Genomic DNA, 22,595 nt, shown 5'->3' on the forward strand with positions numbered 1-22,595 from the left:
TCCCGGCTTCGGAGTTCTTCTCGGACTCCTGCCGGCCGTCGTCGGCGAACACCGCACGGAGACCTCGATCCGGGCGAGCCCACGGGCTCATCCGCGTCGAGACGTTGGTCCCTGGGGACCGTCGCCGGGAGACGGAAACCTTGGTGGCGGAGGTGGGAACCATGCCCGCGAAACCGCTGATCAGACTCGCTCGTCAGGCCTTTCCGCACCGCAACGAGCTCGCCACGGCGGGCGACCGGGTCGAGGGCGCGGTGCTGGCCTTCGGCCTCGCCGTGTCGCTGCTCGCCGTGCCCGTCGCGGGCGCGGTGGGGTCCGAGGTGTACGCGACGGACCGGACCAGGGTGGCCGTCGAGCAGGCCGGCAGGCATCAGGTGGACGCCTTCCTGGTCGAGGACGCACCGCCCGTGATCGGCCCCGGAGAGCGCGGGGGTGTGGTGGAGACGACGTGGGCCCGCGCCCGGTGGCGGCTGCCGGACGGGAGCGCCCGCGAGGGCGCGGTGCAGGCGCGCTTCGACGCACCCGCGGGCTCGAAGGTGCCGATCTGGGTCGACGAGAACGGTGGTGTGTCCACCGCTCCGCTCACCGCCGAGGGCGCGGGTATCAACGCCGTGATCCTCGGACTGCTGCTGTGGGCCGCGGTGACCGGTGCGATGGCCCTGCTGCACCTGGTGACGAGCTGGACGCACAGGCGGGTTCGTGCTCGGCGATGGGCGGCCGAATGGCGCCGCGTCGCCCCGGAGTGGACGGGAAGGTGACGGAGATGTCCGTGCCGATCGGGCATTCGAACGTGGTCGTGGTCGGACTGGACGGGTCCGACTCCGCGCTGCGGGCCGTGACCTGGGCAGCCGCGGAAGCCGCGCGGAGGGGCGCCGTGCTGCGCCTCGTGCACGCCGAGATGCCGTTGCCCGCCGGCGCGCTCGACCTGACGGGCATGGTGCGTGCCGCGCTGCACGACGAGGCGATGACGTGGGTGCGCAAGGCCGTCACGGAGGCGAACGGGATCGCGCCGGACGTCGAGGTCGAGGTGCGGGTCGAGGTGGGCACGGCGGCGTGGCTGCTGGAGCAGGAGTCGGCGTCCGCCGCCCTCGTCGTCGTGGGTTCACGAGGGCTCGGCGGGTTCACCGGGCTGCTGCTGGGTTCGGTCGCGGTGGCGTTGTCGTGCCACGCGATGTGCCCTGTCGTGGTCGTGCGTGGAACCGATCCCGTTCCCGACGGGCCGGTCGTCGTCGGCGTCAACGGATCGCCGCAGAACTGGCACGTGGTCGACAGGGCGTTCGCGGAGGCCGAGGTGCGGGGCACCTCGCTCGTCGCCGTGCACGCCTGGCACCTGCCGCTGCGCCACGCCCGCCTCGCCGAGGCCGTGGGCGTGGGGTGGCGGTCACTCGACGTGACCAGGGACGCCGTCGTGCGGCAGCGCCTGGAGTCGTGCGCGGACCGGCACCCCTCGGTGCTCGTCGAACGCCACGTCGTGCACGGATCGGCGGCGGGCCGGCTGCTGGACTTCGCCAGGGGCGCGGCGCTGCTCGTGGTCGGCTCGCGCGGTACCGGTGGCCTGCGGGCGACGCTGCTGGGGTCGACCAGCCAGGCCGTCCTGCACCACGCGCCGTGCCCGGTGCTGCTGGTGCGGCCCACGCTGGCCGAGCAGGTGGAGGGAGCCCGGCACGACGGGTGAGCTGGTCCGGACGTGCGAAGAGGGCGCCGCGATCGCGGCGCCCTCTGTCGTGGCCGTCACCGCAGCCAGGGGTTCGACTGCACCAGCGGCAGGGCGGCCCACCAGCGGGCGAGGCCCCAGACGGCGCCGGAGGCGGTCGCCGCCAGCACGACCAGGACCACCGCGTAGACGACGTGGTAGTCGATGACCGGGTTGGTCGACATGGTGGCCTCACCGGCCGAGTCGTGCTGCGCGGGCGGCCATTCGGCGGCCCACATCAGCAGCATCATGACCGCGCCGGACGCGGCGGCGATCCGCAGGCCGATGCCGAGGAGCAGCGCCAGCCCGACCGCGAGCAGTCCGATCATGAACAGCGTGTCGGCCCACCAGGCGCCCGCCCAGGCCTGGAACGTGTCCTGGAACGGTCCGACGTCGACACGGCCGAGGAAGCCCTTGGTGGGTGAGCCACCCGAGAACCAGGCGTTCTTGGCCTGCGTGGCGTAGCCCAGGCCGAAGGCCTTGTCGAAGAAGGCCCAGAGGAACAGCAGACCCGTGACGATGCGCAGCACCGCGAGGGACGTGGCACCCACCTCCGTGCGGGTGCGGGCAGGGGCGTGAACAGCGGACATGATTACCTCCCGAAGGTTTTCTGCTTGCGAGCAGCGGCGCGCCACAGTTCGTCGGCGCCCCACACGATCAAGGGGAAGGCCGCGAGCACGGCCAGGTGCGCGGCGGGCGGCACGGCGGTGCCGAAGACCTCCTGCAACGGCGGCAGGGTCACGACCGCGGCCGCGAAGACGACCTCGAAGACGATGCCCCACAACAACAACCGGTTGCTGAACACGCCGATCGACCGCAGCGACGCGTACTGGGTGCGGGACGCGAAGGCCGTCCCGATCTGGCAGGCCACGATGCCGAGGAACGACATGGTGGTCGCCTGCACCCACACGGGGTGCAGGGGTGTTCCCGCGCCGACCGGGTCGCCGGGGTGCCACCCACCGGCCAGCAGGGTCAGGAAGAACCCGCCGAGGACCAGCACGGCGGACACCCCGCCCAGCAGTCCCCACGCCCGCCACAGCACGCGGCGGTCGATGACGCCGTCACCCCGCCGGCGCGGCGGCCGGTCCATGATCCCGGGCTCCGCGGGCTCGCGTCCGAGCGCGAGCGCCGGCAGCGTCTCGGTACCGAGGTCGATCGCGAGGATCTGCAACACCGTGAGCGGCAACGGGATCGCGCCACCGGACAGCGCGAACAGCAGGAACGGCACGACTTCCGGCGTGGCGTGGGCGAAGATGTAGAGGATGAACTTGCGGACGTTGTCGTAGACCCGCCGGCCTGCCTGCACCGCGGTCACCACGGTCGCGAAGTTGTCGTCGGTGAGCACCATCGTCGAGGCCTCGCGTGCGACGTCGGTGCCGGCGAGTCCCATGGCGACGCCGATGTCGGCCCTGCGCAACGCGGGTGCGTCGTTCACGCCGTCGCCGGTCATCGCCACGACGTTGCCCTGGGCGCGCAGCGCGTCGGCCACCCGCAGCTTCACCTCGGGCGAGCTGCGCGCGAAGATCAGTTCTTCGTCGCCGCGCAGCAGGTCGTCCAGCTGGGCCTCGGTCATCTCCTCCAGCTCGGCGCCGGTGATCACCCTGGTGTCGTCGCGGGCGATGCCCACCTGGCGGGCGATCTCCCGCGCGGTGAGGCCGTGGTCGCCGGTGACGACGATCAGCCGGATGCCCGCGGTGTGGCACCGGGCGACGGCGTCCGCGACCTCGGGCCGCGGCGGGTCGAACATCGCCACCACGCCCAGCAGTTCGAGGTCGCGTTCGGCGTCCTCGCGTCGTTCGGGAACGGTGTCGCACACCCGGCGGGCGACGGCGAGCAGCCGCAGCCCCCGCCGGGCGAAGCCGGAGACGACCCGGTCGATCTCCTCCCGGTCGGCCCCGATCGTCCTGGCGAGCACCTCCTCGGGTGCTCCCTTCACGTTGACCACGATCCGGTCGCCCTCGCGGTCCACTGTGGACATCATTCGGAGGGCGGGGTCGAAGTGGAACTGGCGGAGCCTCGCACCGTCGCGTCGCCCCGCGTCCACGTCGGCACCTGCTGCGCGAGCCGCGTGCAGCAACGCGAGTTCGGTGGGGTCGCCGGTGCCGGCGTCGAGGTCGGCGTTCGTGCACGCGGCCGTCGAGCGCGCCAGGGCGAGGGGGTCGCCCACCGGCCAGACGTCGGTGACGCGCATGCGGTTCTGGGTCAGCGTGCCGGTCTTGTCGGTGCAGATCACGGTGGTGGAGCCGAGCGTCTCGACGGCGGAGAGCCGTTTCACCACCGCTCCGCCGCGGGCCAGTGCCCGCACGCCGACTGCCAGTGCGAGGGTGATCGTGGGCAGCAGGCCTTCCGGCACGTTCGCGACGAGCAGGCCGATCGCGAAGTTGAACGAGTCGGCGAGCGGTAGCCCGGCGACGAAGACCCCGATCGGCAGGAACGCCGCACCCGCTCCGACAGCGACGGCCGCGATCAGCCACGCGACCCGTTTCACCTGACGTTCCAGGGGACTTTCGTCCCGGCCGACCCGCTGCGACAGCGCGGCGATCCGGCCCAGTTCGGTGCGCATGCCGGTCGCGAAGACGACCGCGCGTCCCTCGCCGCCGGTGCAGCTCGTGCCGCTGAACAGCAGGTCCCGTGCGTCGAGCAACGGACCGTCCACGTCGGTGAGGTCCGCGGACCGGAAGGCGGGCAACGACTCCCCGTTCAACGTGGAGAGATCGACCTCGACCCCACCCTCGATCAGCCGCGCGTCCGCCGGGACCCGGTCGCCCTCCTCGACGACCAGGACGTCGCCGGGCACGAGTTCCCGCACGGGCACCGAGGTCCGCACTCCGTCGCGCACCACCGACGCGTGGGCGGGCAGGTACGCGGCCAGCGCCTCGACGGCCTTCTCCGCCTGCTGTTCCTGGACGAACGCGAGTGCCGCGTTGAGCACGACCACCGCGACGATCGCGAGGCCGAGCACCGCGGTCCCCGCGAGGAACGCGAACCCGGCCGCGAGCCACAGCAGCAGGGCCAGCGGATGGGTGAACTGCCGCAGCAACTGCCTCGGCCAGTCACGATGCCGCTGCCGGTTGAGCTCGTTGGGGCCGTTCGCCACGAGCCGTCGCGCGGCCTCGCGTCCGGAAAGCCCCGCCGGTCTCGTCCGGAGGTCCCGGTACAGCCGCTCGAGCGGCTCGCGCGGATCGCTCTCCTGCGCGGTGACGGTCGATGTCGTCATGCTTCGAGCCTCACGTGTCGGTGGTGGCGGCCCCAGGGCCCTTCGGACCTCCGCCGGCGAGCCGGAAGTCGCTGTGCCGCGCCGCACAACGGCGATCTGTCCTCGTGCGACGGCCGGTCAGCGCGCGGCGACCAGCTGCTGGGCGATCTCGTACGCCCAGAGGTCGATCGCCTCCCAGTCGCGGTGGTCGCCCGCCATCGGGCCCTGGGCCATCCGCTTCGCGAGGAAGCCGACCGCCGTCTGCGGTGAGATCCGGCCCCCGAACGTCTTCGGTTCGTCGGCGCCGATGCGGGCGGCCAGCTCGCGGACCTTCTTCGGTGCGTTCTGCGGAGCGACCTCGTGGCCGAGCGGCCCGCTGTGGAAGAGCCACACCGGGCGCTTCGCGAGCAGGTCGGCGTTGCGCTTCAACAGCTTCACCGCCTCCGGGCGCCAGCGGCCCGCGTAGAGGGCGCTGCCGAGCACGACGGCCTTGTAGGGCGCGACGGTCTGGACTTCGGCGGCGTCGAGCACCGTCACCTCGTGCGAGGCCGTGCGGATCCTGGCCCCGATCGCCTCGGCGATCTCCTTGGTCCCTGTCATCTTGGTCGCGTACGCGACGAGGATTTCGGCCATGCCACCACGATCTGCCTCCACCGGGGCGGCGGACAGAGACCTTGTGCTTGTCGCGGAAGGGACACCGGTCACTGGCGATGATCTCCGCACGGGCGGATCGTGATCGTGGCGGAGGAGGTTGCCATGAGGGTTCTGGTGGCGTACGCGAGCGCCGCGGGATCGACCGCGGGGATCGCCGAGTGGATCGCGGGCGCGCTGCAGGCGCACGGGCACGAGGTCACGCTGCGCTCGGTGGAGGACGTGGTGGACGTCGAGGACTTCGACGCGTTCGTCGTCGGCAGCGCGGTGCACCGGCAGGCGTGGCTGCCCGCGGCCGCGGGTTTCCTGCGGCGGCACCGGAAGGCGCTGCGCGGCAAGCCGATCTGGCTGTTCAGCGTCGGGTTGCCGGGCGCGTTGCGCGGTCCGCTGCGCCGGTGGGCGATGCTGGAGGAGAACGACGTCCTGGCCGAGTTGCTCGACGACGTGACCCCGGTGGAGCACCGGCTGTTCACGGGCGTCGTGAGCGCCGCCGGCTTCGGGAAGACGGGTGCGCTGGTGTTCCGCCTGTTCGGCGGCAGGTTCGGCGACTTCCGCGACTGGGCGGAGATCGAGAGCTGGAGCGCGTCCATCGCGGGAGTGCTGGCCGCGCAGAAGTCGTGAGCGGGACGGGCGCCCGCTCACGACCGGCGTTCACGGCAGCGTGCGGGCCACCAGGTCGGCGAGGTCGACCGTGCGGTTGGCGTAACCCCATTCGTTGTCGTACCAGCCCATCACCTTCACCACGTGGCCCTGTGCCTTGGTGAGCGAGGCGTCGAAGACGCACGACGCCGGGTCGGCGATGATGTCGCGGGACACGACCGGATCCGTGGTGTAACGCAGGACCCCCTTGAGCCGGCGCGCGGCCGCCTCGGCGAAGGCCCTGTTGACCTGGCCCACCGTGGCGGGCTCGGCGAGCCGGACGGTGAGGTCGGTCAGCGAGCCGTCCTCGACCGGCACCCGCACCGCGAGACCGTCGAGCTTCCCGTTCAGCGACGGGATCACCTGCCCGATCGCACGGGCGGCACCGGTGGACGTCGGGATGATGTTCACCGCCGCCGACCGCGCACGGCGCAGGTCCTTGTGGGGGCGGTCGAGCAGCGCCTGGTCACCGGTGTAGCTGTGGATCGTGGTCATCAGGCCCTCGACGATCCCGAACGCCTCGTCCAGCACCGAGGCCATCGGCGCCGCGCAGTTCGTGGTGCAGGAGGCGTTCGAGATGACGTGGTGCGAGGCCGGGACGTAGGTGTCCTCGTTGACGCCCAGCACGATCGTGGCGTCGACGTCCTTGCCCGGCGCGGTGATGAGCACCTTGCGCGCACCGCGTCCGATGTGGACTCCCGCCTCCTCGCGGGTGCGGAACCGGCCCGTGGCCTCGATGACGATGTCCACGCCGAGCAGACCCCAGTTGAGGTCCTTCGGGTCGCTGTGGCTCGTCACGAGGATGCTGTGCTCGTCGACGGTGATCTTGTCGTGGTCGGCGGTGACGTGCCTGCGCCACGGCCCGTAGGTCGAGTCGAACGCGAGGAGGTGGGCGAGCGTCTCCGGGGTGGTGACGTCGTTGACGGCGACGACCTGGATCGCCGTGTCGTGGCGGTCGACGGCGGCACGCAGCACGTCCCGCCCGATGCGGCCGAACCCGTTGATGGCAACGCGAACCGGCATGGTGGCCTCCTGTGCTGTCGGAAGTGGTCAGTGGCGGGAACGCAGCAGGAGCCGGCGTTCGGCCGAGCCGATCGCGGCCCTGGCCGCCGGGACGGCGTCCGGGTTGACCGAGATCGAGGTGATCCCGAGGTCGACGAGCTTCTCGGCGAACTCCGGCTTGTTGGACGGTGCCTGCCCGCACAGCGACGAGGTGATGCCGGCGTCGCCGGCGGCCGTGACGATGCGCCCGATCATGTCGAGCACGGCCGGGTCGGCCTCGTCGAAGAGGTCGGCGCACAGTTCGGAGTCGCGGTCGACGCCGAGCATCAGCTGGGTGAGGTCGTTGCTGCCGATGGAGACCCCGTCGATCCCGGACCGCGCGTACTCGGGGATCCAGTAGGCCACCGACGGCACCTCCGCCATCACCCAGCGGTGCAGGCCGCGCTGACGGCCGAGCGGGCTGCGGTCGATCTGCTCGAGGCAGGCGTCGAGCTCCCACTTGGTGCGGACGAACGGGATCATCAGGTGCAGGTTCGGCGTCTGCTCCCGCACTCTCGCGAGTGCTTGCAGTTCCAGGCCGAACAGCATCGGGTCGTCGACGTACCGGTAGCAGCCGCGGTAGCCGATCATCGGGTTGTGCTCGTGCTTCTCGAACTCGTCGCCGCCCTTGAGCTCGCGGAACTCGTTGGTGCGGAAGTCCATCGTGCGGTAGACGACCGGACGCGGCGCGAACGCGTGGGTGATCTGGAGCAGGGCGGCCGTCATCGCGTTCAGGAACTCGTCGGGGCCGCGGCGCGCGAGGAACCGGCGCGGGTGTTCGGCGCCGAGCGCCTCGGTGAGCATGAACTCCGCGCGCAGCAGGCCCACGCCGTCGACGGGCATGGCGGCCACCTCGGACGCGTGCTCGGGTAGCGCCAGGTTCACGTACACCCGCGTACCGAGCGCCTCGGTGGACGGCATGACGGGCGCGACGATGCGGGGGGCGGTCGTGATCGGCGCGGCTCCGGCACGCACCTCGCCCGCGCTGCCGTCGACGGTGATCTGCTGGCCCTCCTTCAGCACGGAGGTCGCGGCGCCCGTGCCGACGACGCACGGCACACGGAGCTCGCGGGCGACAATCGCGGCGTGGCAGGTGATGCCGCCGCCGTCGGTGACCACGGCCGACGCGCGACGCATGGTCGGGACCCAGTCGGGGTTGGTCATCTCGGCGACCAGGACCTCGCCGTCGCGCAGCCGGGACCCCTCGTCGGGTGAGCTCAGCACCCGCACCCGCCCGGAGGCGATGCCGGGGGAGGCGCCGAGACCGCTGACCAGGGGCCCGCCGAGCGGTACCTCCTCGTCCGGCAGCGTGGTGATCGGCCGCGACTGCACCAGCCACGTCCTGCCGTCCGCGATCGCCCACTCGGTGTCCTGGGGTTCGCCGTAGTGCCGTTGCACCCGCACGCCGAGTTGCCCGATGGCGACGGCCTCGGCCTCGGTGAGCACCTGGGCGTGCGACTCCTCGGACGTGAGCTGGATCCGCTCGTCGTTGCCGTTGGTGCCGCGCACGATCTTGTGCGTCTTGCGGCCCACCCTGGTGTCCACGAGGGACACGGCGTCCCCGTCGCGGCGCAGCACGTACGTGTCCGGTTCGACCTGCCCGCTGACCACGACCTCACCGAGCCCGAACGACGCCTCGACCAGCAGCTTGTCCCGGTCGCCCGAGGACGGGTCGGCGGTGAACATCACGCCGGAGCGTTCGGAGTCGACCATCTTCTGCACGACGACCGCGATCGCGGGTTCATCGGTGATGCCCTGCTCCGCCCGGTAGGCGACGGACCGCGTGCCGAACAACGACACCCAGCAGTCCAGCAGCCGGTCGAGCACCGCGCGTGCCCCGCGGGTGTTGGTGAACGTGCTGTTCATGCCCGCGAACGACGAACCCGCAGTGTCCTCGGAGGTCGCCGAGGAGCGCACGGCCACCGACTCGTCCTGGCCGAGACCCCGGTACGCCTCCAGCACCGCGTGCCGCACGTCGTCCGCGACGCCCGCCTTGCGCACGAGTTCGCGCATGCGTTCCGCGGACTCCTCGAGCCGCTGCGGGGAGGTGTCGCGGTCGAGCGCGACCGCGAGCTCCGCGGCGAGGTCGTCGCGGACCTGGCCCATCGAGGCGAGGAACGCCTGCGCGGTGACGACGAAACCGGGCGGCACCGGCAGGCCCGCGCTGGTCAGCTCACCGAGGTTGGCGCCCTTGCCGCCGGCGATCCCGGTGTCGTCCTTGCGGAGTGTGGTGAAGTCACGGATGTAGGTGGTCACGGCTGCTCCTGACGGGTGAGGACGTCCACGAGGGGACGCCGGGGCGTGGCGGGCAGCGGGTCGGCGTTGAACGCGCCCCAGCCGACCCGCAGGACGAGCTGGGGGCACGTGGAGCCACCGAGCACCTGGTCGCGCACCAGGTCCCTGGTCTCCACGACCTCGAGCGGCTGGCTGAGCGGGCAGGACGCGAGTCCCGCGGCGGTGGCCTCCAGCAGGACGGCACTCGTCGCCTCACCGGCCCGCAGCCGGGACAGGGTGTCGTCGGACGACGTGCTGAGCAGCAGCAGCGAACCCGCGTCCTCGGCGATCAGCGCGCGGTCGGTCTGCGCGAGCTCACCGGGCGCGAACTCGCGCAGCCGCAGGTCGCCGTACTGCCGGGACCCCACCGGGATGTTCGCGGCCGGAACGCCGGCGGACGCGCCGGGGTAGACGCCGCTCCACTCGCGCAGCTCGGCCCGGTAGGCCGGGTCGGCCTCCTGCACGGCGGCGGCCTTCCCGATCGCCACGAGCAGTTCGGACCGCGCCCGCCCGGTGACCTCGTGGGCTTCGACGCCTTGCTCCTGGGCACGCTTCACGAGCTGCCCGACGATCTCGTCGGGAACCCTCCACGAGGAGAAGACGCGACGGTCCGTGCGCCGGCGCGGAATCGCCGCGGCGAGCGCCACGTGCGGTTCCCCCGGTTCGCGCGCCACGAACTCGACGGCGGCGAGGTGGTCCGGTTCACCGGGATTGGGCAGCCGGTGCACGACCGCCCGCCAGCCCAGCGCCGCCAGCCCGACCCGCAGGTGGTGCAACGCGGCACCGCAGCTCACGACGAGGTCGGCGCCGAGCGGGTCGACCCCGGGCAACGCGCGCGTGCGGTCGGCGTACAGGTGCAGGCTGCGCGCGCCGAGTTCCCAGCGCCACGGCTGGGAGTTGTGCACCGACGGTGCGCGGCAGGCGAGTGCCAGAGCCGCCCGCACCGTGTTCTCGTCCGGCTGACCGCGGTCCATACCGGCTCACCTCCAGGTCGAAGTCCCGTGCTCCAAGCTCGCAGCGCGACCGGCCCGGGGTGAGGGGCCCAGGTCCCCGGCGCGACGGGACCGGGGTCCCGCCCGCCGGGGCCTTTGGCACGTGGGCACGGCTTCGCGCGCTGGAGAGGCTGGAGTCGACCAGGACCACGGATCGCCGGAGGGTGTCATGCGTGAACCGACCGTCTCCTCGCTGATGACGCGCGAGGTGATCACCGCGGACGTCGGCAGCTCGTTCAAGGAGCTCGTAGCACTGTTGGAGGACAACGGGATCAGCGCCGTCCCGGTGCTGGACGGCGGCTACCCGGTCGGCGTGGTGTCCGAGGCGGACCTCGTGCCCAAGGAGGAGTTCCGCGGCGGCACCAGCGAGCCCCCGGGCCTCTTCGCCGGCAAGGCGGAGAAGCACCGCTGGGAGCAGGCGGGCGGCGTCACGGCTCGCGACGTGATGACCAGTCCCGTGAAGAGCATCTCGCCGGACACCGCGGCGAGCGTCGCGGCCCGCGAGCTCGCGGCCGCCGGGGTGCGCCGGCTGTTCGTGATCGACTCCGACGGCGCGCTCGTCGGCGTGCTGTCCCGGCGCGACCTGCTCAAGCTCTTCACCCGCGAGGACGAGGAGCTGAAGACCGTGATCCGGGACGAGATCTTCGGCCGGATGCTGTGGGTGGACCCGTTCAGCGTCGACGTCGAGGTGTTCGACGGCGTCGTGACCATGGACGGGCAGCTCGAACGGCAGAGCGAGGTCGAGATCGCCGAACACCTCGTGCGGTCGCTGCCGGGTGTTGTGGACGTGCACAGCAGGTTGCGTCCTGAATGGAACGACACCACGCACACCCGCCAGACCACGATCTTCGGCTGAGGGGACGCGCCGTGAGGACCCGAGACGTGATGACGACCGAGGTTCTGGTCGTCGGACCGGAAACGGCGGCGCGCGACGCCGCCCGGTTGCTCGCCGAGCACGGCTACACCGCGCTGCCGGTGGTCGACGCCACCGGTGTGCTCGTCGGTGTCGTGGGCGAGACGGAGCTGCTGCGCGACCGGCTGCCCGAAGACCCGCGCTCCCTGGTGCACGGCGAACCGCCGCAACCCAGGCGCGCCCCGGCGGACCTGGTGGAGCAGGTGATGACGAAGCCGTGGACGGTCACGCCGAACACCGATCTGGCGGAGGTCTCGGACCTGATGCTGGAGCACGGCGTCCGCAGCGTCCCGGTGGTGCGGGAGGACCGGCTGGTCGGCATCGTGACGCGGCGCGACCTGCTCAGGTCGATCAGCCGCGCGGACTGGATCGTCGAGGCCGAGATCCGGCACCGGCTGAACGTCGTCGGGAACGCGCACCGGTGGTCCGTCGAGGTCACCGGTGGCAGCGTGTCCATTGTGGACAAGATGGACAACGACGTCGACCGCCACGTCGCCGAGGTGCTGGCGCGGTCGGTCGCGGGCGTGACCGATGTGCACGTCGCCGCACCGGAAGGGACCTGACGGTGGCGAGGCGCTGGAGCGACCTGCCGGAGGGCAGGCGCCGCACGCTCGTCGTGCTGGCGGTCGTGCAGATGCTGATGGCCGGGGCCGCGTGGACCGACCTGGCCCTGCGGCCGGAGGAGTACGTCCGCGGCCGCAAGCTGTGGTGGAGCCTCGCGATCCTGGTGAACTTCGCCGGGCCGATCGCCTACTTCCGCTGGGGGAGGAGGACGTAGTCACGCGTGCAGGAGGAGAACGTGGTCATGCGGAGGGCGCCGGGATCCACCCGGCGCCCTCAGGTCGTTCTCAGGCCTGCAGGACCACCTTCAGGGCCCCGCTGTCGCCCGCGTTCTCGAACACCTCGTAGGCCTCCTCCATCTGCCAGAGCGCGAACCGGTGCGTGATGAACCGCTCGCCGTCGATCCGCCCGGACTCGACCATGCGCAGCAACGTCGGTGTCGACACCGTGTCGACGAGCCCGGTGGTGATGGTGACGTTGCGGATCCACAGGTTCTCCAGGTGCAACGTCGCGGGCCTGCCGTGCACGCCGACGTTCGCGAGGTGCCCGCCCGGCCGTACCAGCTCGGCGCACAACTCGAACGTCTCCGGCACGCCGACGGCCTCGATCGCCACGTCCGCGCCGAGCCCTCCGGTGAGTTCCCGCACCACGCGTTCGGCCTCCTCCGCGGTCGACACCGTGACATCGGCCCCGAACTGCTTGGCGGCGTCGAGCCGGCCGGGGGAGAGGTCGACCGCCACGACGTGGCTCGGGCTGTAGAGCTGCGCGGTCTGGATCGCCGCCAGCCCGATCGGGCCGGCACCCACGACCACGACGGTGTCCGCGGGCTTCACCGTCCCGTTGAGCACCCCGACCTCGTAGGCCGTGGGCAGGATGTCCGCGAGCACGACCGCCGCCTCGTCGGAGACGTCGTCCGGCAGCTTGTGGGTCGACACGTCGGCGAACGGCACGCGCACGTACTCCGCCTGCACCCCGTCGACCGTGTGACCGAGGATCCAGCCACCACCACCGAGGCACTGACCGTAGCTGCCGGTGCGGCAGTAGGAGCACCGCCCGCAGGTCGTGATGCACGAGATCAGCACGCGATCGCCGGGCCGGAGACCCGTGACGGACGTGCCGACCTCCTCGACCACGCCGACGGCCTCGTGCCCGAGGATCCGGCCGGGCTCCACCTCGGGCACGTCGCCCTTGAGGATGTGCAGGTCGGTGCCGCAGATCGTGACCGCGGTGACCCTGACCACCGCGTCTGCCGGGTCCTCGATCGCCGGTTTGGGCACCTCCTTCCACTCCCGCTTGCCGGGACCGCCGTAGACCAGCGCCTTCATCGGAACCTCCTCCTGAGTCGCTTGCCCTCCAAGGCTTGTCGCGGGCGAGCGGCGAGTGCAGAGACGTGGGTCCTTCGCGCGCGGTGACCAAGTGCCCGCCGCCGTCGAGCCCTGGGGAGGTGGGATCGGCGCCCCGCCCGGCGCACGCTGCTCACCGCGAGACAGTCCACATCGGAGTGAGGAGTGCGCCGTGAGCACGGAGATCGAGGAACCGCCCGTGTCGACTCCGCGGGCTGCCGGCGGCGCCGGCACGGTCGTCGTGTGCGCGGGCGGGGGAGGTGCCCCGGTCGTCGACGAAGGGAAGCTCACCGGAGTGGAAGCCGTGGTGGGACGAGGACCTACCTGGGCGTGACCGGCCAGGAGGGCCGCTTCGTCACCGGGCGGCGCAGAGCGGAACGGACTCCGGCGCACCGCCGTCCTGTGCGGTGATCCGGAACTCGCAGAGGTCGTAGCCGTTGCGCAGCAATGCCTTCGTCATGCCCGCGACGTCCTTGCGGGACGGTGCGGGGCTGCGCGAGATCACGAATCCGGTCCTGCGGCCGGGCGCGCCGATCACCGCCCAGCGGTAGTCGCGGTCCAGCCCGATCACCCAGTAGGTCCCCGGCTTGTCGAAGCTCCACCCGTCCGCCGTCCTGGCGAACGACACCTGGAGCTTCGCCGGGGAGGCGGGATCGGTCCGGCGCGCCCTGCCCTCCAGCGAGGACGGCACGCCGCCCGCGCGAGTGCAGGAGTTGACCACCTTGACCTGCCCGTCCGGCAGCGGCGTGTAGACCGCGTTGTCGTTGCGGACGCAGTGCGCCTGGAACGGCTGGGGGATCGCCGCCACCTGCACCCAGCGGCCCTGGTACCGGCCGAGGTCGACCGAACTGACCGGCCGCACCTCGGCCGGGGTCTCCGCCGCGGAGGCCGGGGCGGGAACCAGGCACACGCCGAGGGCCACGGTCGCCGCTACCGCGGTGAAGCGCATGAGATCACCTTTCGCCGTTGATCACTCCGCCCAGCACGCTAGGGCCGCGGGGGAGTGCCTGCACGACGGCGAGGCGACAAGATCGAGTCGGGAGCCGGCTCACGCCCGGCCGGGCGGTCCTTCGAGCAGCGCGGCGACCTCTCCGGGGTGCGCGCCGGGGCTCGTGGTCTGAATGCCGTTGCTCCAGCCGAGGTCCTCGCGCCAGCGCAGCACCGGGCCGCGCCCGGTGACCACCTGGCCGCGCATCGGACGCGCCGGCGTGAGCTCGAGGACGACCTGGGCGACGTCGACGCCTTCACGGGCCAGCGCGTCCACGACGTTGTCGAAGTACTGGGCGATCGCGATGGCCGTGCGTCTCTCTCGGGTGTTCTGCACCGCATTCCTCCTGTGGTCCGAGCGAACCCACACACCTTGCGTCTCGCGGACCAGCCGACCCAGGGCAAAAGGTCCCGTCGTGACAGGGACCGCCCGCCCCGCCTCCCGCGGACCTCCGGCCGAACGCGCTTGCACAGGCGAGGTCACCGCCCGACGGCGGCACCGTCAAGGGTCTCCCGCTCGGTGAGCAGGGCGGCGAGGCGGTCGAGCGCCTCGCGGTGTTCGATCAGCGGACCGGTCGCGCGGCACTCCGCCTTCCGCAGGAGCCTCGCGATCTCCTGGTCCCCGAGCCACTGGGGCCGCTCGGAGGACAGCTGGGCGAGCCCGTGGGCCAGTCGAGCGCGGCGCTGACGTACCGGTCTGCGACCCGTCGGCGATCGTCGACGGACGACGTCCGGTGGAGAACGTTGGTGGACCGGGGACGCGCGCCGCCGTGTCCGCTGCCTTTTGCGTGCGGTTTCGGGGACGATCGGGCGGATGTAGGGCCACGGACTCGACGCCGCACCGCACCTTCCGCGGCCGGCCCGCCGCAGACCACTGCCGAACCTGGCGCGCGCGTGATGACTGAGCGAGACTGCCTCGATGGCTTCCGAATACGCCCAGAGCGACCAATTCCGCGGCGCTCGTATCCACCTGAGCAACCTCGATGGTCTTGAGATCCGCGATTGCGAGGTGAGTGGCCTGAAGATCGTCGACTGCTACGGCAGCGACGTCTACCTCGGTGGCTTCTTCGAGCGCCTCGTCGTCAACGACGTCGACGTGACCGCCTACGTCGAAGCCGAGCTCGACAACCGGCACCCCGCCCGGGTGCTGGCGCGGGAGGCGGTTTCCCCCGAGGACCACCGGGCTGCTTGGGACGCCATCGAGATGCTGTGGGACGCGACGCTCGACCGGGCGGGGCAGTTGCCCGAGGCCACTCTGCACGAGCAGGTCGGCGGTGAGTGGTCGTTCGTAGAGACGCAACGGCATCTGCTGTTCGCCTGCGATGCCTGGCTCGGCAACGCCGTGCTCGAAGAGGAAACGCCCTACCACCCGTTGGGCTTGCCAGCCGGAGGGACGCCGGCGGAGGAGGCGGGCAAACTCGGCCTCACCCTCGACGCCACCCCGGCGCTCGAGGAGGTGCTGGCGCCGCGGCGCGCCCGGATGGCCACGATGCGGCGCGTCGTCGACGGGCTCACCGCGGACGAACTCGACCGGGTGTGCGGTCGCAAGCCGGCGGACATGTATCCCCAGCAGGAGTACGTCGTCCGCCGCTGCCTCAAAGTCGTGCTGAAGGAAGAAGCCGAGCACCACCGGTACGCGGTGCGTGACCTGGCGGCACTTGAGGCAGGTGTGCCTGAACGGCAGTAGTTCCCGCCGATCTCGGCGGAGGTGCCGGTCTCGATCTGCGGCGGAGAGCCGGAGCCCGCAGCCCGCGCCGGGTAGTCGCGGCGATCCGTTGCTCCATCCTCGGACGATCATCGTCGGCTTGGCCCGCTGCATCGCGATGGTGATCATCTGGAACGACCTGGCGTGCGGTGACCAAGAGGCCGCCGCGGTGCTCGTGGCGCTGAGCTCCGCGCTCCAGGTGATCATGTTCGGCGTGCCCGGCTGGTTCTACCTCGAGCTGCTGCCCGGCCGGCTCGGCCTCGACACCGCCTCGGTGGACTTCTCCGCCTGGGAGATCGCGTTGCCGCTGCTGGTCTACTTCGCGATCATGCTCGCCATCGCCATCGGCGTGACCTCGGGCCAGGCTCGGCTCCGCGCGGCCTCACCGATCAGCCGGTCACGACCACGCGACGGGCTGATCGATCGCCGAGCACGTTCGGCCAGGACCCGGTCCCGGTCGTGAACCACTTCACCCAGGTCGGCACCGAGAGGTGCTCACCTACGAGCGGTGGGTCAGCTTTCGCGCCAGCGTGACCGTGATCGCGACGGCCAGCACCCACGGTCCGGCCACGATGACCGGGTCCAGGACCTGGTGCTTGACGTCGGACCGCTTCTGGCCGATGCGGGAGGAGAAGCCGTGCCGGGAGAACTCGCTCAGCACCCCCGTCTCGGTGATCGGATTGTCCGGCCGGGCGGTCAGGAACGACCTCAGGTGGCTCTCCCACGCGTCCACCCGGTCTGCGGCCAGCAGCAGGAGCCAGTGCGCGGCCCGTCCCTCGCTGTACTTCCGGTAGGCGAACCGGCGGATCACTCCGGACACCCCTTTGGGCGGGCACGAGGTGCCGAAGACGGGAGGGAGGAACTTGTGCTCGATCGAGCGTTCCCGCGGCCACTTCTCCGGTTGGCGGTCCGGGAAGTCCCAGTGCGCGCCGGTCCGGTCTTCCTGCCACCGCAGCTTCGGCACCGACGGGCGGTCCTTCGGATCCAGGTCCGCGCCCCAGCCCGGGATGCGGGCCCGCAGCTGGTCGGTGGACTCGGCCAGTGGCGGCTTGTCCGACGTGTAGGTCATGGCGGTCGTCTCCTTCAGGCGGCGTTGGGCACGATCAACGGCTTGATGCAGCCGTCCAGCTTGGCCGAGAACATGTGGTAGCCCTCGGCGATGTGTTCCAGCGGGATGTGGTGGGTGACGATGTCGCTGGGCTTGAGGTAGCCGTTGCGGATGTGCTCGAACAGCCGCGGCCACTGCCGCTTCACGTGGCACTGGTTCATCCGCAGCGTCAGGCCCTTGTTCATGGCGTCACCGAACTTCACCGCGCTGAACATCGGGCCGTAGGCGCCCACCACCGAAATCGTGCCGCCCTTGCGGACTGAGTCGATGGCCCAGTTGAGCGCCACCGGGGAACCGCCCTGGAGCTTCAGCTTGGCCGCGGTGACGTGCTGGGTGAAGTTGCCGTCCGCCTCCGCGCCCACGGCGTCGATCGCGACGTCCGCGCCGAGGAAATCGGTGGTCTTCTTCATGTGCACCACGACGTCGTCGCACTCGGTGAAGTTCACGGTCTCGGCGTGGGCGAACGCGCGGGCCTTGACGAGGCGGTATTCGAGGTGGTCCACGACGATGACGCGGCCGGCGCCCATCAGCCAGGCCGCCTTCGCCGCGAAAAGGCCGACGGGCCCGGCGCCGAAGACCACCACCACGTCACCCTCGACGATGTCGCCGAGCTGCGCCCCGAAATAACCGGTGGACAGCGCGTCCGTGAGCAAAACGGCGTCCTCGTCGTCCATCCACTCCGGAATGACCGTCGGCCCCACGTCGGCGAACGGCACCCGGACGTACTCGGCCTGAGCGCCGTCGTAGCCACCGCAGGTGTGGGAGTAGCCGTAGATGCCGCCAACGGCCGTGGCGTTGGGATTGACGTTGTGGCAGTTGGCGTACAGACCACGCGCGCAGAACCAGCACGTGCCGCAGAAGATGTTGAACGGCACCATCACGCGGTCGCCGGGCACGAGGTTGCGCACCGAGGACCCGACCTCCTCGACCACGCCGATGAACTCGTGCCCGAACGTCATGCCCACACGCGTGTCGGGCATCATGCCGTGGTAGAGATGCAAGTCAGAGCCACAGATCGCCGCCATCGTGACCCGCACGATCGCGTCGTTCGGGTGCTCGACGACCGGCTGGGCTTTCTCCTCCACGCGGACCTTGTAAGGACCTCGATAGACCATCGCGCGCATGGCATCTCCTTGAGAGCGTCACTTCGGTGGTCACCGACCGACGCAACGGCGGGCCACTCGCGAAACCGGCAGGTACCCGTTGTGCCGGTGGATAACCTGCCGCGCGCAGGCGAACACCGGTCGTGGTTGGTGGTGGAGACCCTCCGGCGTGATCCACTGGGCGGCGACCGATGACCGCAGGCGTCACGGTTGCCACCAGTCGCGGGCCTCGCCGTCGATCCCGAGTTCCGGACCGGCCTCTCTCGCGCGGGCCGAGCGCCTGGACGAGCCGGGCCGTCTGCGCCTTGCTCAGGCGCTGGTCGGCGTTGTCCCAGAACGGTTCCGACAGCCCCGGTCGCGCAGGAACCCCGGGCGGGTGGTGCCCGGTGATGATGATGCCGCACGCGCTCACGGCGTTGAGCAAGTCGTCCACACGCACCGAGTCGACCAGGTCGACCCCGGCCGGCAGGGCGTAGTCGTCGGCCATCTTCTTGAACGACGCGCTGGGCGTGTACGGCCGGCCACCTCGTGGCCGTTCTTGATCAGATCGAAGACCACCCTCTCCCGGCGCAGGTCCTTGAAGCTCGTCATGGCCCGCCGTCGGGCGAGCACCCGGCGACTTGATCAACGAGTCCGAACCCGCCGCGGCCTGAACCGTCCCCGGTCTCGTGCCGTCGGCTGTTGCTCGGGATGCGACGGGCTCAGCCGGCGTCGTGGAACGTCACGATCGTCGTGGTGCCGTCCTGCTCGACGATCCGCAACGCAGGCTGGGGGAGGTCGGTGGACACGGTGATCTCCACTGGCCGCCACACCATGTGCCGCAACACCACGGGATACCGCGCGTCGTCGCCGCCGAGCCGTTGCGGAACTCCAGCGCGCCGTCCTTCGTGTCGTAGGCGGCGTAGTCGAACGGCAGCCGCTCGGCCTCGGGCTGGTCCCCGATCGCCCGGTCGAGCACCTCGATCGTCACCACCTTGCCCTTGACCTGCGTGGTGAGCTCCTCCAAAACGTCCTTCCACTCAGCTGCCGCCATGATCACCCACTCCACTTCGTTTCGGCTGATTCCGCAGCCTCACATCTCCCGGCACCCGTTGTCTTCGACCTCGGAGGTCAGGCCGGCGGCCACGAGTTCACCCCACCACGGCTGGTCCGACTCGACACGGGGTCGCATCGACACCCGGATCACCCGTCCACCTCGTGTTCCGCGAGGTGGGTGTGGTGCTTGCGCGCCTCACGCGCCTGGACCGCGCGTTCGGATTCGGGCCGGCCCTCAGCGGGGTCGATCCGCACGGACCGGACGACCTCGTTCTCGTTCTCGTAGTCAGCCGGTGGCAGACCGCGCAACGCACGCAGCACGTCCTCGCCGGCCTCCTTGTTCTCGGCGTGCTCGACCAACTGCTCCTTGCCTGCCGGGAAGTCCACGTCGTTCAGCGCGTCGACGATTTTCTCCTTCACTCCCATGCGTCCTGCGTATCCCGTCGCTGCGCGGGTAAACCCGCGGGACCTGTCGAGAGGAGAGAACCGTGACCTGTGAGGAGCTCAACGCCACCGTGGCCGAGCACGCCGGAGCGGACCGCGATGAGGCGGAGGCCGTGACCCGAGCTGTGCTCACCACTCTGACCGAGGATTGAACGCCTCGCAGTACTCCGATGGGACCGTCTCGGTGGAGTCCTCCACGACTATCGGCATGCCGCTGTTCGACCGCGTGCTGATCAGGAATCAGGCCCATCTGTGCCCGGCGCTGTGTGAGTGTGGGCGGCGGCGGTAGAGCAATCGCCGAGCTCGCCGATCGTTCGCTGGCGCGCCCCCTGCGGGACCGGCCCCAACTGGGCGAACCCGCTCAGGTCGGACGCCTCGTCATAGACCGACATGATCCTCTCGGATGAGGCATCCGCGAGTAGCAGGATGCGCCTTGAGCTTCATGGACGTAGTTTCCGGCGCGTACAGGGCAGTTGCTCGTCGTGGACCTGTCCGGCCGCTCTTCTGTGATTCCAGCGGGATCGCGGCGTTCATCGCCGCCCGGAGCCACGCGAGTGCCGCGCATGCGGACGTCGTCCTGGCCGCTGTACCGCGCCAGATCTTCCAGGTGTGGGCATGATCGGCCTTGACGTCCTCTTCACGACGCGCCCCAGCGTGCAGGACGCGTTCTCGGACCGGCGGGCCGCCGGCAGCCGAGGCCGGTCAGGACACCGCCGGGCACGCGACGATGGCCCACACGTACTTGCCCATCAGGCGCTGGACCACACCCCACCGTGCGGACAGCTGTTCGACGATCACGAGTCCGCGACTGCGCGCCGAGTCGGGGTTGGACGGCTGCAACCGGGGCAGTGCGGGGGAGGAGTCCTCGGCGACGATGCCGACGACGCCCAGATCCGTCGAGCGGCACAACTTGAGGCGCGCGGGAAACCGGGCGTGGTCGAACACGTTCGACGCGAGTTCGGAGAGGACGAGGAGCACGTCGACGAGGTCGTCTTCGAGGAGGTCGGACAGCACCGACCGGGCCCATCGGCGCACCTTCGCGATGTCGGGAACACCGCTGACGAGTTCGAAGGTGCTCCACCCCTCGCCGGCGTCCGTCGCGGCAGGGCCTCGTTCCACAGGTGTCACACCCCGTAAGGTACCTCGCCTGAATCGGGCAAAACCCCTGTGGTGAAAGTGTTCGTCGTCGGGAGCCCCGGATGGCGGTAGCACGTCGAGGCGCGTGCGCCGACGGCGTGCTCGGCCGACCGGCGTGGACGGCAAAGGAACTTCCGTGTCATGCCGCTGGCCGTTCTGTCCACAGTGAACAAGATGCGAGGGATCACGCGAGCTGCCCGCACCCGGGCGGCGATCCCGACGACCGGGACGTGACGTCTGCGACGAACCTCTCCGCCAGCTTGCGCAGCTTGACGTTCTCGCGTTGCGACTGCGTGACCAGCAGCTGGAAAGCCTGTTCCGACAGTAGCGCGGATCCGCCGTCCAGCGGACGTGTGACACGAATGGACGCAGGACCGGTGTCTCAGCGGTTCGAGGAAGGGAACTGGCCGCCGACGCTACCCAGGGCGAGCAGGTCGGTGTACTGGTCCTGCCACGACCTCTCGGTGGCGAGCAGGTCCGCGAGCCGCTGGACCCACTGCCCGTCGACCGGAGAGCCTGCCGCCGCCAGGTGCCGTTCGGTCTCTTCGCGGGCGCTGATCCACTCGGACAACGTGGGACCGAGGGTGGGGCCGCCTTGCGCATCAGTCATGAGGCGACAGTACTGCCGCGCGCCACCCGCGTTCGCCGATGCAGGGCGCCCGTTGGTGTTGTGCGGTGGAGCAGGAGGTAGCGTCCGCGTAGTGCGCCGGAAGTTCGGCACATCCTCAGCCAAAGGGGGTGGCGTCTTGACCACCACCGAGACTGACACCGGGACAGCCCCGCGTGCGGCCCCGTTCGTGCATCCAGCTTTTCTCTACACCTCCGACGACGACTACCTCGCGACGCTGGTGCGGTTCGTCGCCGACGGTCTGGCCGGAGATGAACCGGTCGCCGTCGCGGTGCCCTCTGCTCGCCTGCGATTGCTGCGCGAGGCCGTGGGCGCAAACGGAAGCGGGGTGACGTGGCTCGACATGACCGAGGTGGGCCGCAACCCCGGACGCATCATCGCCTCGGTGTTGCGCGCGTTCTCCGACTCCCGTCCTGACCGGCGCGTGCGCATCGTCGGCGAGCCGATCTGGTCGGGTCGGACCGAAGCCGAGTACCCGGCGTGCGTGGAGCACGAGGCGTTGATCAACCAGGCGTTCGCCGGGCGCGAGGTCACAATCGTGTGCCCGTACGACGTCGTCGGCCTCGGTGGGAACGTCATCGCCGACGCGCGCGCTACCCACCCGGAGGTCTGGGAGCAAGCTCGGCGGTATCAGAGTGACGAGTATGCGCCAGAAATGGCTCTGGCCCGGTACAACAAGCCTCTACTGGATCTGTCCGAAGTGGAGGAGTTCTGCGTGAGCGAACCGGCGCAGTTGCGCGCGGCGCGCCAGTGGGCGGCGAGTGAGGGCCGCCGCCACGGGCTCGGCGAGGACCGCGCGGCAGACCTCGAGTACATCGCCACCGAACTGGTCACCAACAGTCTGGTGCACACGCCGGAGGGCCGATGTGGACTGAGGATCTGGCGTCACCAGGACCACGTCGCCTGCGCGGTCAGCGACACCGGCCGGCTGACCGACCCTCTAGCCGGACGCACCCCGAGGTCGCCCGAACTTCCAGGCGGGCAGGGACTGCTCCTGGTCCACCGGTTCGCCGACCTCGTCCGAGTGCACACGACTGGGCACGGCACCACGATCTACGCCCTGCTCCGGATCGGAGAGGACTGACCTCGTCCGGTCTCCCGCACGGGGCGAAGCGGGCCGCTCAGCAGCGGCCCGCTTCGTGATCCCG

General features: G+C 70.8%; 25 protein-coding genes and 1 pseudogene. 10 read left to right on the forward strand and 16 right to left on the reverse strand.

The genetic code is table 11. The features are described from left to right. The first annotated feature begins 161 nt into the window (after nucleotides 1-161). Together QSK25_RS17600 and QSK25_RS17605 are read left to right on the forward strand one after the other, a co-directional pair. Entirely contained in the window at nucleotides 162-755 is a 594-nt protein-coding gene (locus QSK25_RS17600) for an Rv1733c family protein (protein WP_285639563.1), read from the forward strand. Between the two features lie 5 nt (nucleotides 756-760). Then, entirely contained in the window at nucleotides 761-1,672 is a 912-nt protein-coding gene (locus tag QSK25_RS17605) for a universal stress protein (RefSeq protein WP_285639564.1), read from the forward strand. Between the two features lie 56 nt (nucleotides 1,673-1,728). On the opposite strand, the gene QSK25_RS17610 is transcribed toward QSK25_RS17605, so the two are convergent. From QSK25_RS17610 to QSK25_RS17620, 3 genes are all read right to left on the reverse strand, one after another. After that, the gene (locus QSK25_RS17610) at nucleotides 1,729-2,280 is read right to left on the reverse strand and encodes a DoxX family membrane protein (protein WP_285639565.1); all 552 of its coding nucleotides are present in this window, start codon (nucleotides 2,278-2,280) and stop codon (nucleotides 1,729-1,731) included. Nucleotides 2,281-2,282: 2 nt separating this feature from the next. Continuing rightward, nucleotides 2,283-4,907, reverse strand: coding sequence for a cation-translocating P-type ATPase (locus tag QSK25_RS17615; RefSeq protein WP_285639568.1), 2,625 nt, complete (start codon nucleotides 4,905-4,907; stop codon nucleotides 2,283-2,285). Nucleotides 4,908-5,024: 117 nt separating this feature from the next. Continuing rightward, a complete protein-coding gene (locus QSK25_RS17620) occupies nucleotides 5,025-5,519 on the reverse strand; it encodes a flavodoxin domain-containing protein (RefSeq protein WP_285639569.1) in 495 nt (164 codons plus the stop codon). A 123-nt stretch (nucleotides 5,520-5,642) separates the two neighbouring features. On the opposite strand from QSK25_RS17620, the gene QSK25_RS17625 reads away from it, so the two are divergent. Then, nucleotides 5,643-6,158: a flavodoxin domain-containing protein gene (locus QSK25_RS17625; protein WP_285639570.1), complete on the forward strand. Its 516-nt coding sequence runs from the start codon at nucleotides 5,643-5,645 to the stop codon at nucleotides 6,156-6,158. A gap of 30 nt (nucleotides 6,159-6,188) precedes the next feature. On the opposite strand, the gene gap is transcribed toward QSK25_RS17625, so the two are convergent. From gap to QSK25_RS17640, 3 genes are read right to left on the reverse strand one after another with little or no spacing between them, the layout of a single operon-like run. After that, on the reverse strand, nucleotides 6,189-7,199 hold the full coding sequence (gene gap / locus QSK25_RS17630; protein WP_285639571.1) for a type I glyceraldehyde-3-phosphate dehydrogenase: 1,011 nt from the start codon (nucleotides 7,197-7,199) through the stop codon (nucleotides 6,189-6,191). Between the two features lie 27 nt (nucleotides 7,200-7,226). Continuing rightward, a complete protein-coding gene (gene ppsA, locus QSK25_RS17635) occupies nucleotides 7,227-9,473 on the reverse strand; it encodes a phosphoenolpyruvate synthase (protein ID WP_285639572.1) in 2,247 nt (748 codons plus the stop codon). Further along, a complete protein-coding gene (locus QSK25_RS17640; protein WP_285639573.1) occupies nucleotides 9,470-10,465 on the reverse strand; it encodes an Acg family FMN-binding oxidoreductase in 996 nt (331 codons plus the stop codon). The genes ppsA and QSK25_RS17640 overlap by 4 nt, the downstream gene beginning before the upstream one ends. Nucleotides 10,466-10,652: 187 nt before the next feature. Here QSK25_RS17640 and QSK25_RS17645 point away from each other — a divergent pair, with 187 nt between their 5' ends. From QSK25_RS17645 to QSK25_RS17655, 3 genes are read left to right on the forward strand one after another with little or no spacing between them, the layout of a single operon-like run. Continuing rightward, the gene (locus QSK25_RS17645; protein ID WP_285639575.1) at nucleotides 10,653-11,339 is read left to right on the forward strand and encodes a CBS domain-containing protein; all 687 of its coding nucleotides are present in this window, start codon (nucleotides 10,653-10,655) and stop codon (nucleotides 11,337-11,339) included. A 29-nt stretch (nucleotides 11,340-11,368) separates the two neighbouring features. Then, entirely contained in the window at nucleotides 11,369-11,959 is a 591-nt protein-coding gene (locus QSK25_RS17650; protein ID WP_285639576.1) for a CBS domain-containing protein, read from the forward strand. Between the two features lie 2 nt (nucleotides 11,960-11,961). Continuing rightward, entirely contained in the window at nucleotides 11,962-12,174 is a 213-nt protein-coding gene (locus tag QSK25_RS17655; protein WP_285639577.1) for a PLDc N-terminal domain-containing protein, read from the forward strand. A 70-nt stretch (nucleotides 12,175-12,244) separates the two neighbouring features. On the opposite strand, the gene QSK25_RS17660 is transcribed toward QSK25_RS17655, so the two are convergent. Continuing rightward, nucleotides 12,245-13,282, reverse strand: coding sequence for a zinc-dependent alcohol dehydrogenase family protein (locus QSK25_RS17660; RefSeq protein ID WP_285639578.1), 1,038 nt, complete (start codon nucleotides 13,280-13,282; stop codon nucleotides 12,245-12,247). Between the two features lie 190 nt (nucleotides 13,283-13,472). On the opposite strand from QSK25_RS17660, the gene QSK25_RS17665 reads away from it, so the two are divergent. Then, complete coding sequence (locus QSK25_RS17665) at nucleotides 13,473-13,634, forward strand: hypothetical protein (RefSeq protein WP_285639579.1); 162 nt, start codon at nucleotides 13,473-13,475, stop codon at nucleotides 13,632-13,634. A 21-nt stretch (nucleotides 13,635-13,655) separates the two neighbouring features. On the opposite strand, the gene QSK25_RS17670 is transcribed toward QSK25_RS17665, so the two are convergent. Further along, nucleotides 13,656-14,249, reverse strand: coding sequence for a lipocalin family protein (locus tag QSK25_RS17670; RefSeq protein ID WP_285639580.1), 594 nt, complete (start codon nucleotides 14,247-14,249; stop codon nucleotides 13,656-13,658). A gap of 99 nt (nucleotides 14,250-14,348) precedes the next feature. Next, a complete protein-coding gene (locus QSK25_RS17675; protein ID WP_285639581.1) occupies nucleotides 14,349-14,624 on the reverse strand; it encodes a hypothetical protein in 276 nt (91 codons plus the stop codon). Between the two features lie 672 nt (nucleotides 14,625-15,296). Here QSK25_RS17675 and QSK25_RS17680 point away from each other — a divergent pair. Together QSK25_RS17680 and QSK25_RS17685 are read left to right on the forward strand one after the other, a co-directional pair. Next, nucleotides 15,297-15,974 carry a DinB family protein gene (locus QSK25_RS17680; protein WP_285639582.1) on the forward strand — a complete coding sequence of 226 codons (678 nt, stop codon included), beginning with the start codon at nucleotides 15,297-15,299 and terminating at the stop codon, nucleotides 15,972-15,974. Nucleotides 15,975-16,080: 106 nt separating this feature from the next. Beyond that, nucleotides 16,081-16,329: pseudogene (locus QSK25_RS17685) on the forward strand (ACR3 family arsenite efflux transporter); the annotation flags it as partial. A gap of 162 nt (nucleotides 16,330-16,491) precedes the next feature. Here the strand turns inward: QSK25_RS17685 and QSK25_RS17690 are convergent. From QSK25_RS17690 to QSK25_RS17720, 7 genes are all read right to left on the reverse strand, one after another. Beyond that, the gene (locus QSK25_RS17690) at nucleotides 16,492-17,061 is read right to left on the reverse strand and encodes a hypothetical protein (protein WP_285639584.1); all 570 of its coding nucleotides are present in this window, start codon (nucleotides 17,059-17,061) and stop codon (nucleotides 16,492-16,494) included. 14 nt (nucleotides 17,062-17,075) lie between these two features. Further along, nucleotides 17,076-18,224 carry a zinc-dependent alcohol dehydrogenase gene (locus QSK25_RS17695; RefSeq protein WP_285639586.1) on the reverse strand — a complete coding sequence of 383 codons (1,149 nt, stop codon included), beginning with the start codon at nucleotides 18,222-18,224 and terminating at the stop codon, nucleotides 17,076-17,078. A 700-nt stretch (nucleotides 18,225-18,924) separates the two neighbouring features. Continuing rightward, complete coding sequence (locus tag QSK25_RS17700; RefSeq protein WP_285639587.1) at nucleotides 18,925-19,236, reverse strand: DUF5335 family protein; 312 nt, start codon at nucleotides 19,234-19,236, stop codon at nucleotides 18,925-18,927. 149 nt (nucleotides 19,237-19,385) lie between these two features. Next, nucleotides 19,386-19,664 carry a DUF2795 domain-containing protein gene (locus QSK25_RS17705; protein ID WP_285639589.1) on the reverse strand — a complete coding sequence of 93 codons (279 nt, stop codon included), beginning with the start codon at nucleotides 19,662-19,664 and terminating at the stop codon, nucleotides 19,386-19,388. 720 nt (nucleotides 19,665-20,384) lie between these two features. Beyond that, on the reverse strand, nucleotides 20,385-20,810 hold the full coding sequence (locus QSK25_RS17710) for an ATP-binding protein (protein WP_285639590.1): 426 nt from the start codon (nucleotides 20,808-20,810) through the stop codon (nucleotides 20,385-20,387). 193 nt (nucleotides 20,811-21,003) lie between these two features. Continuing rightward, the gene (locus QSK25_RS45595; RefSeq protein ID WP_502881871.1) at nucleotides 21,004-21,183 is read right to left on the reverse strand and encodes an ANTAR domain-containing protein; all 180 of its coding nucleotides are present in this window, start codon (nucleotides 21,181-21,183) and stop codon (nucleotides 21,004-21,006) included. Between the two features lie 18 nt (nucleotides 21,184-21,201). Beyond that, nucleotides 21,202-21,429 (reverse strand): hypothetical protein, encoded by a 228-nt coding sequence (locus QSK25_RS17720; RefSeq protein ID WP_285639591.1) that lies wholly within the window; start codon nucleotides 21,427-21,429, stop codon nucleotides 21,202-21,204. Nucleotides 21,430-21,565: 136 nt separating this feature from the next. On the opposite strand from QSK25_RS17720, the gene QSK25_RS17725 reads away from it, so the two are divergent. Further along, nucleotides 21,566-22,531: an anti-sigma factor RsbA family regulatory protein gene (locus QSK25_RS17725; RefSeq protein WP_285639592.1), complete on the forward strand. Its 966-nt coding sequence runs from the start codon at nucleotides 21,566-21,568 to the stop codon at nucleotides 22,529-22,531. The last annotated feature ends 64 nt before the right edge of the window (nucleotides 22,532-22,595 follow it).

Origin of the sequence: Lentzea sp. NBRC 102530, from assembly GCF_030269365.1 — a bacterium.
Lineage (GTDB): Bacteria > Actinomycetota > Actinomycetes > Mycobacteriales > Pseudonocardiaceae > Lentzea.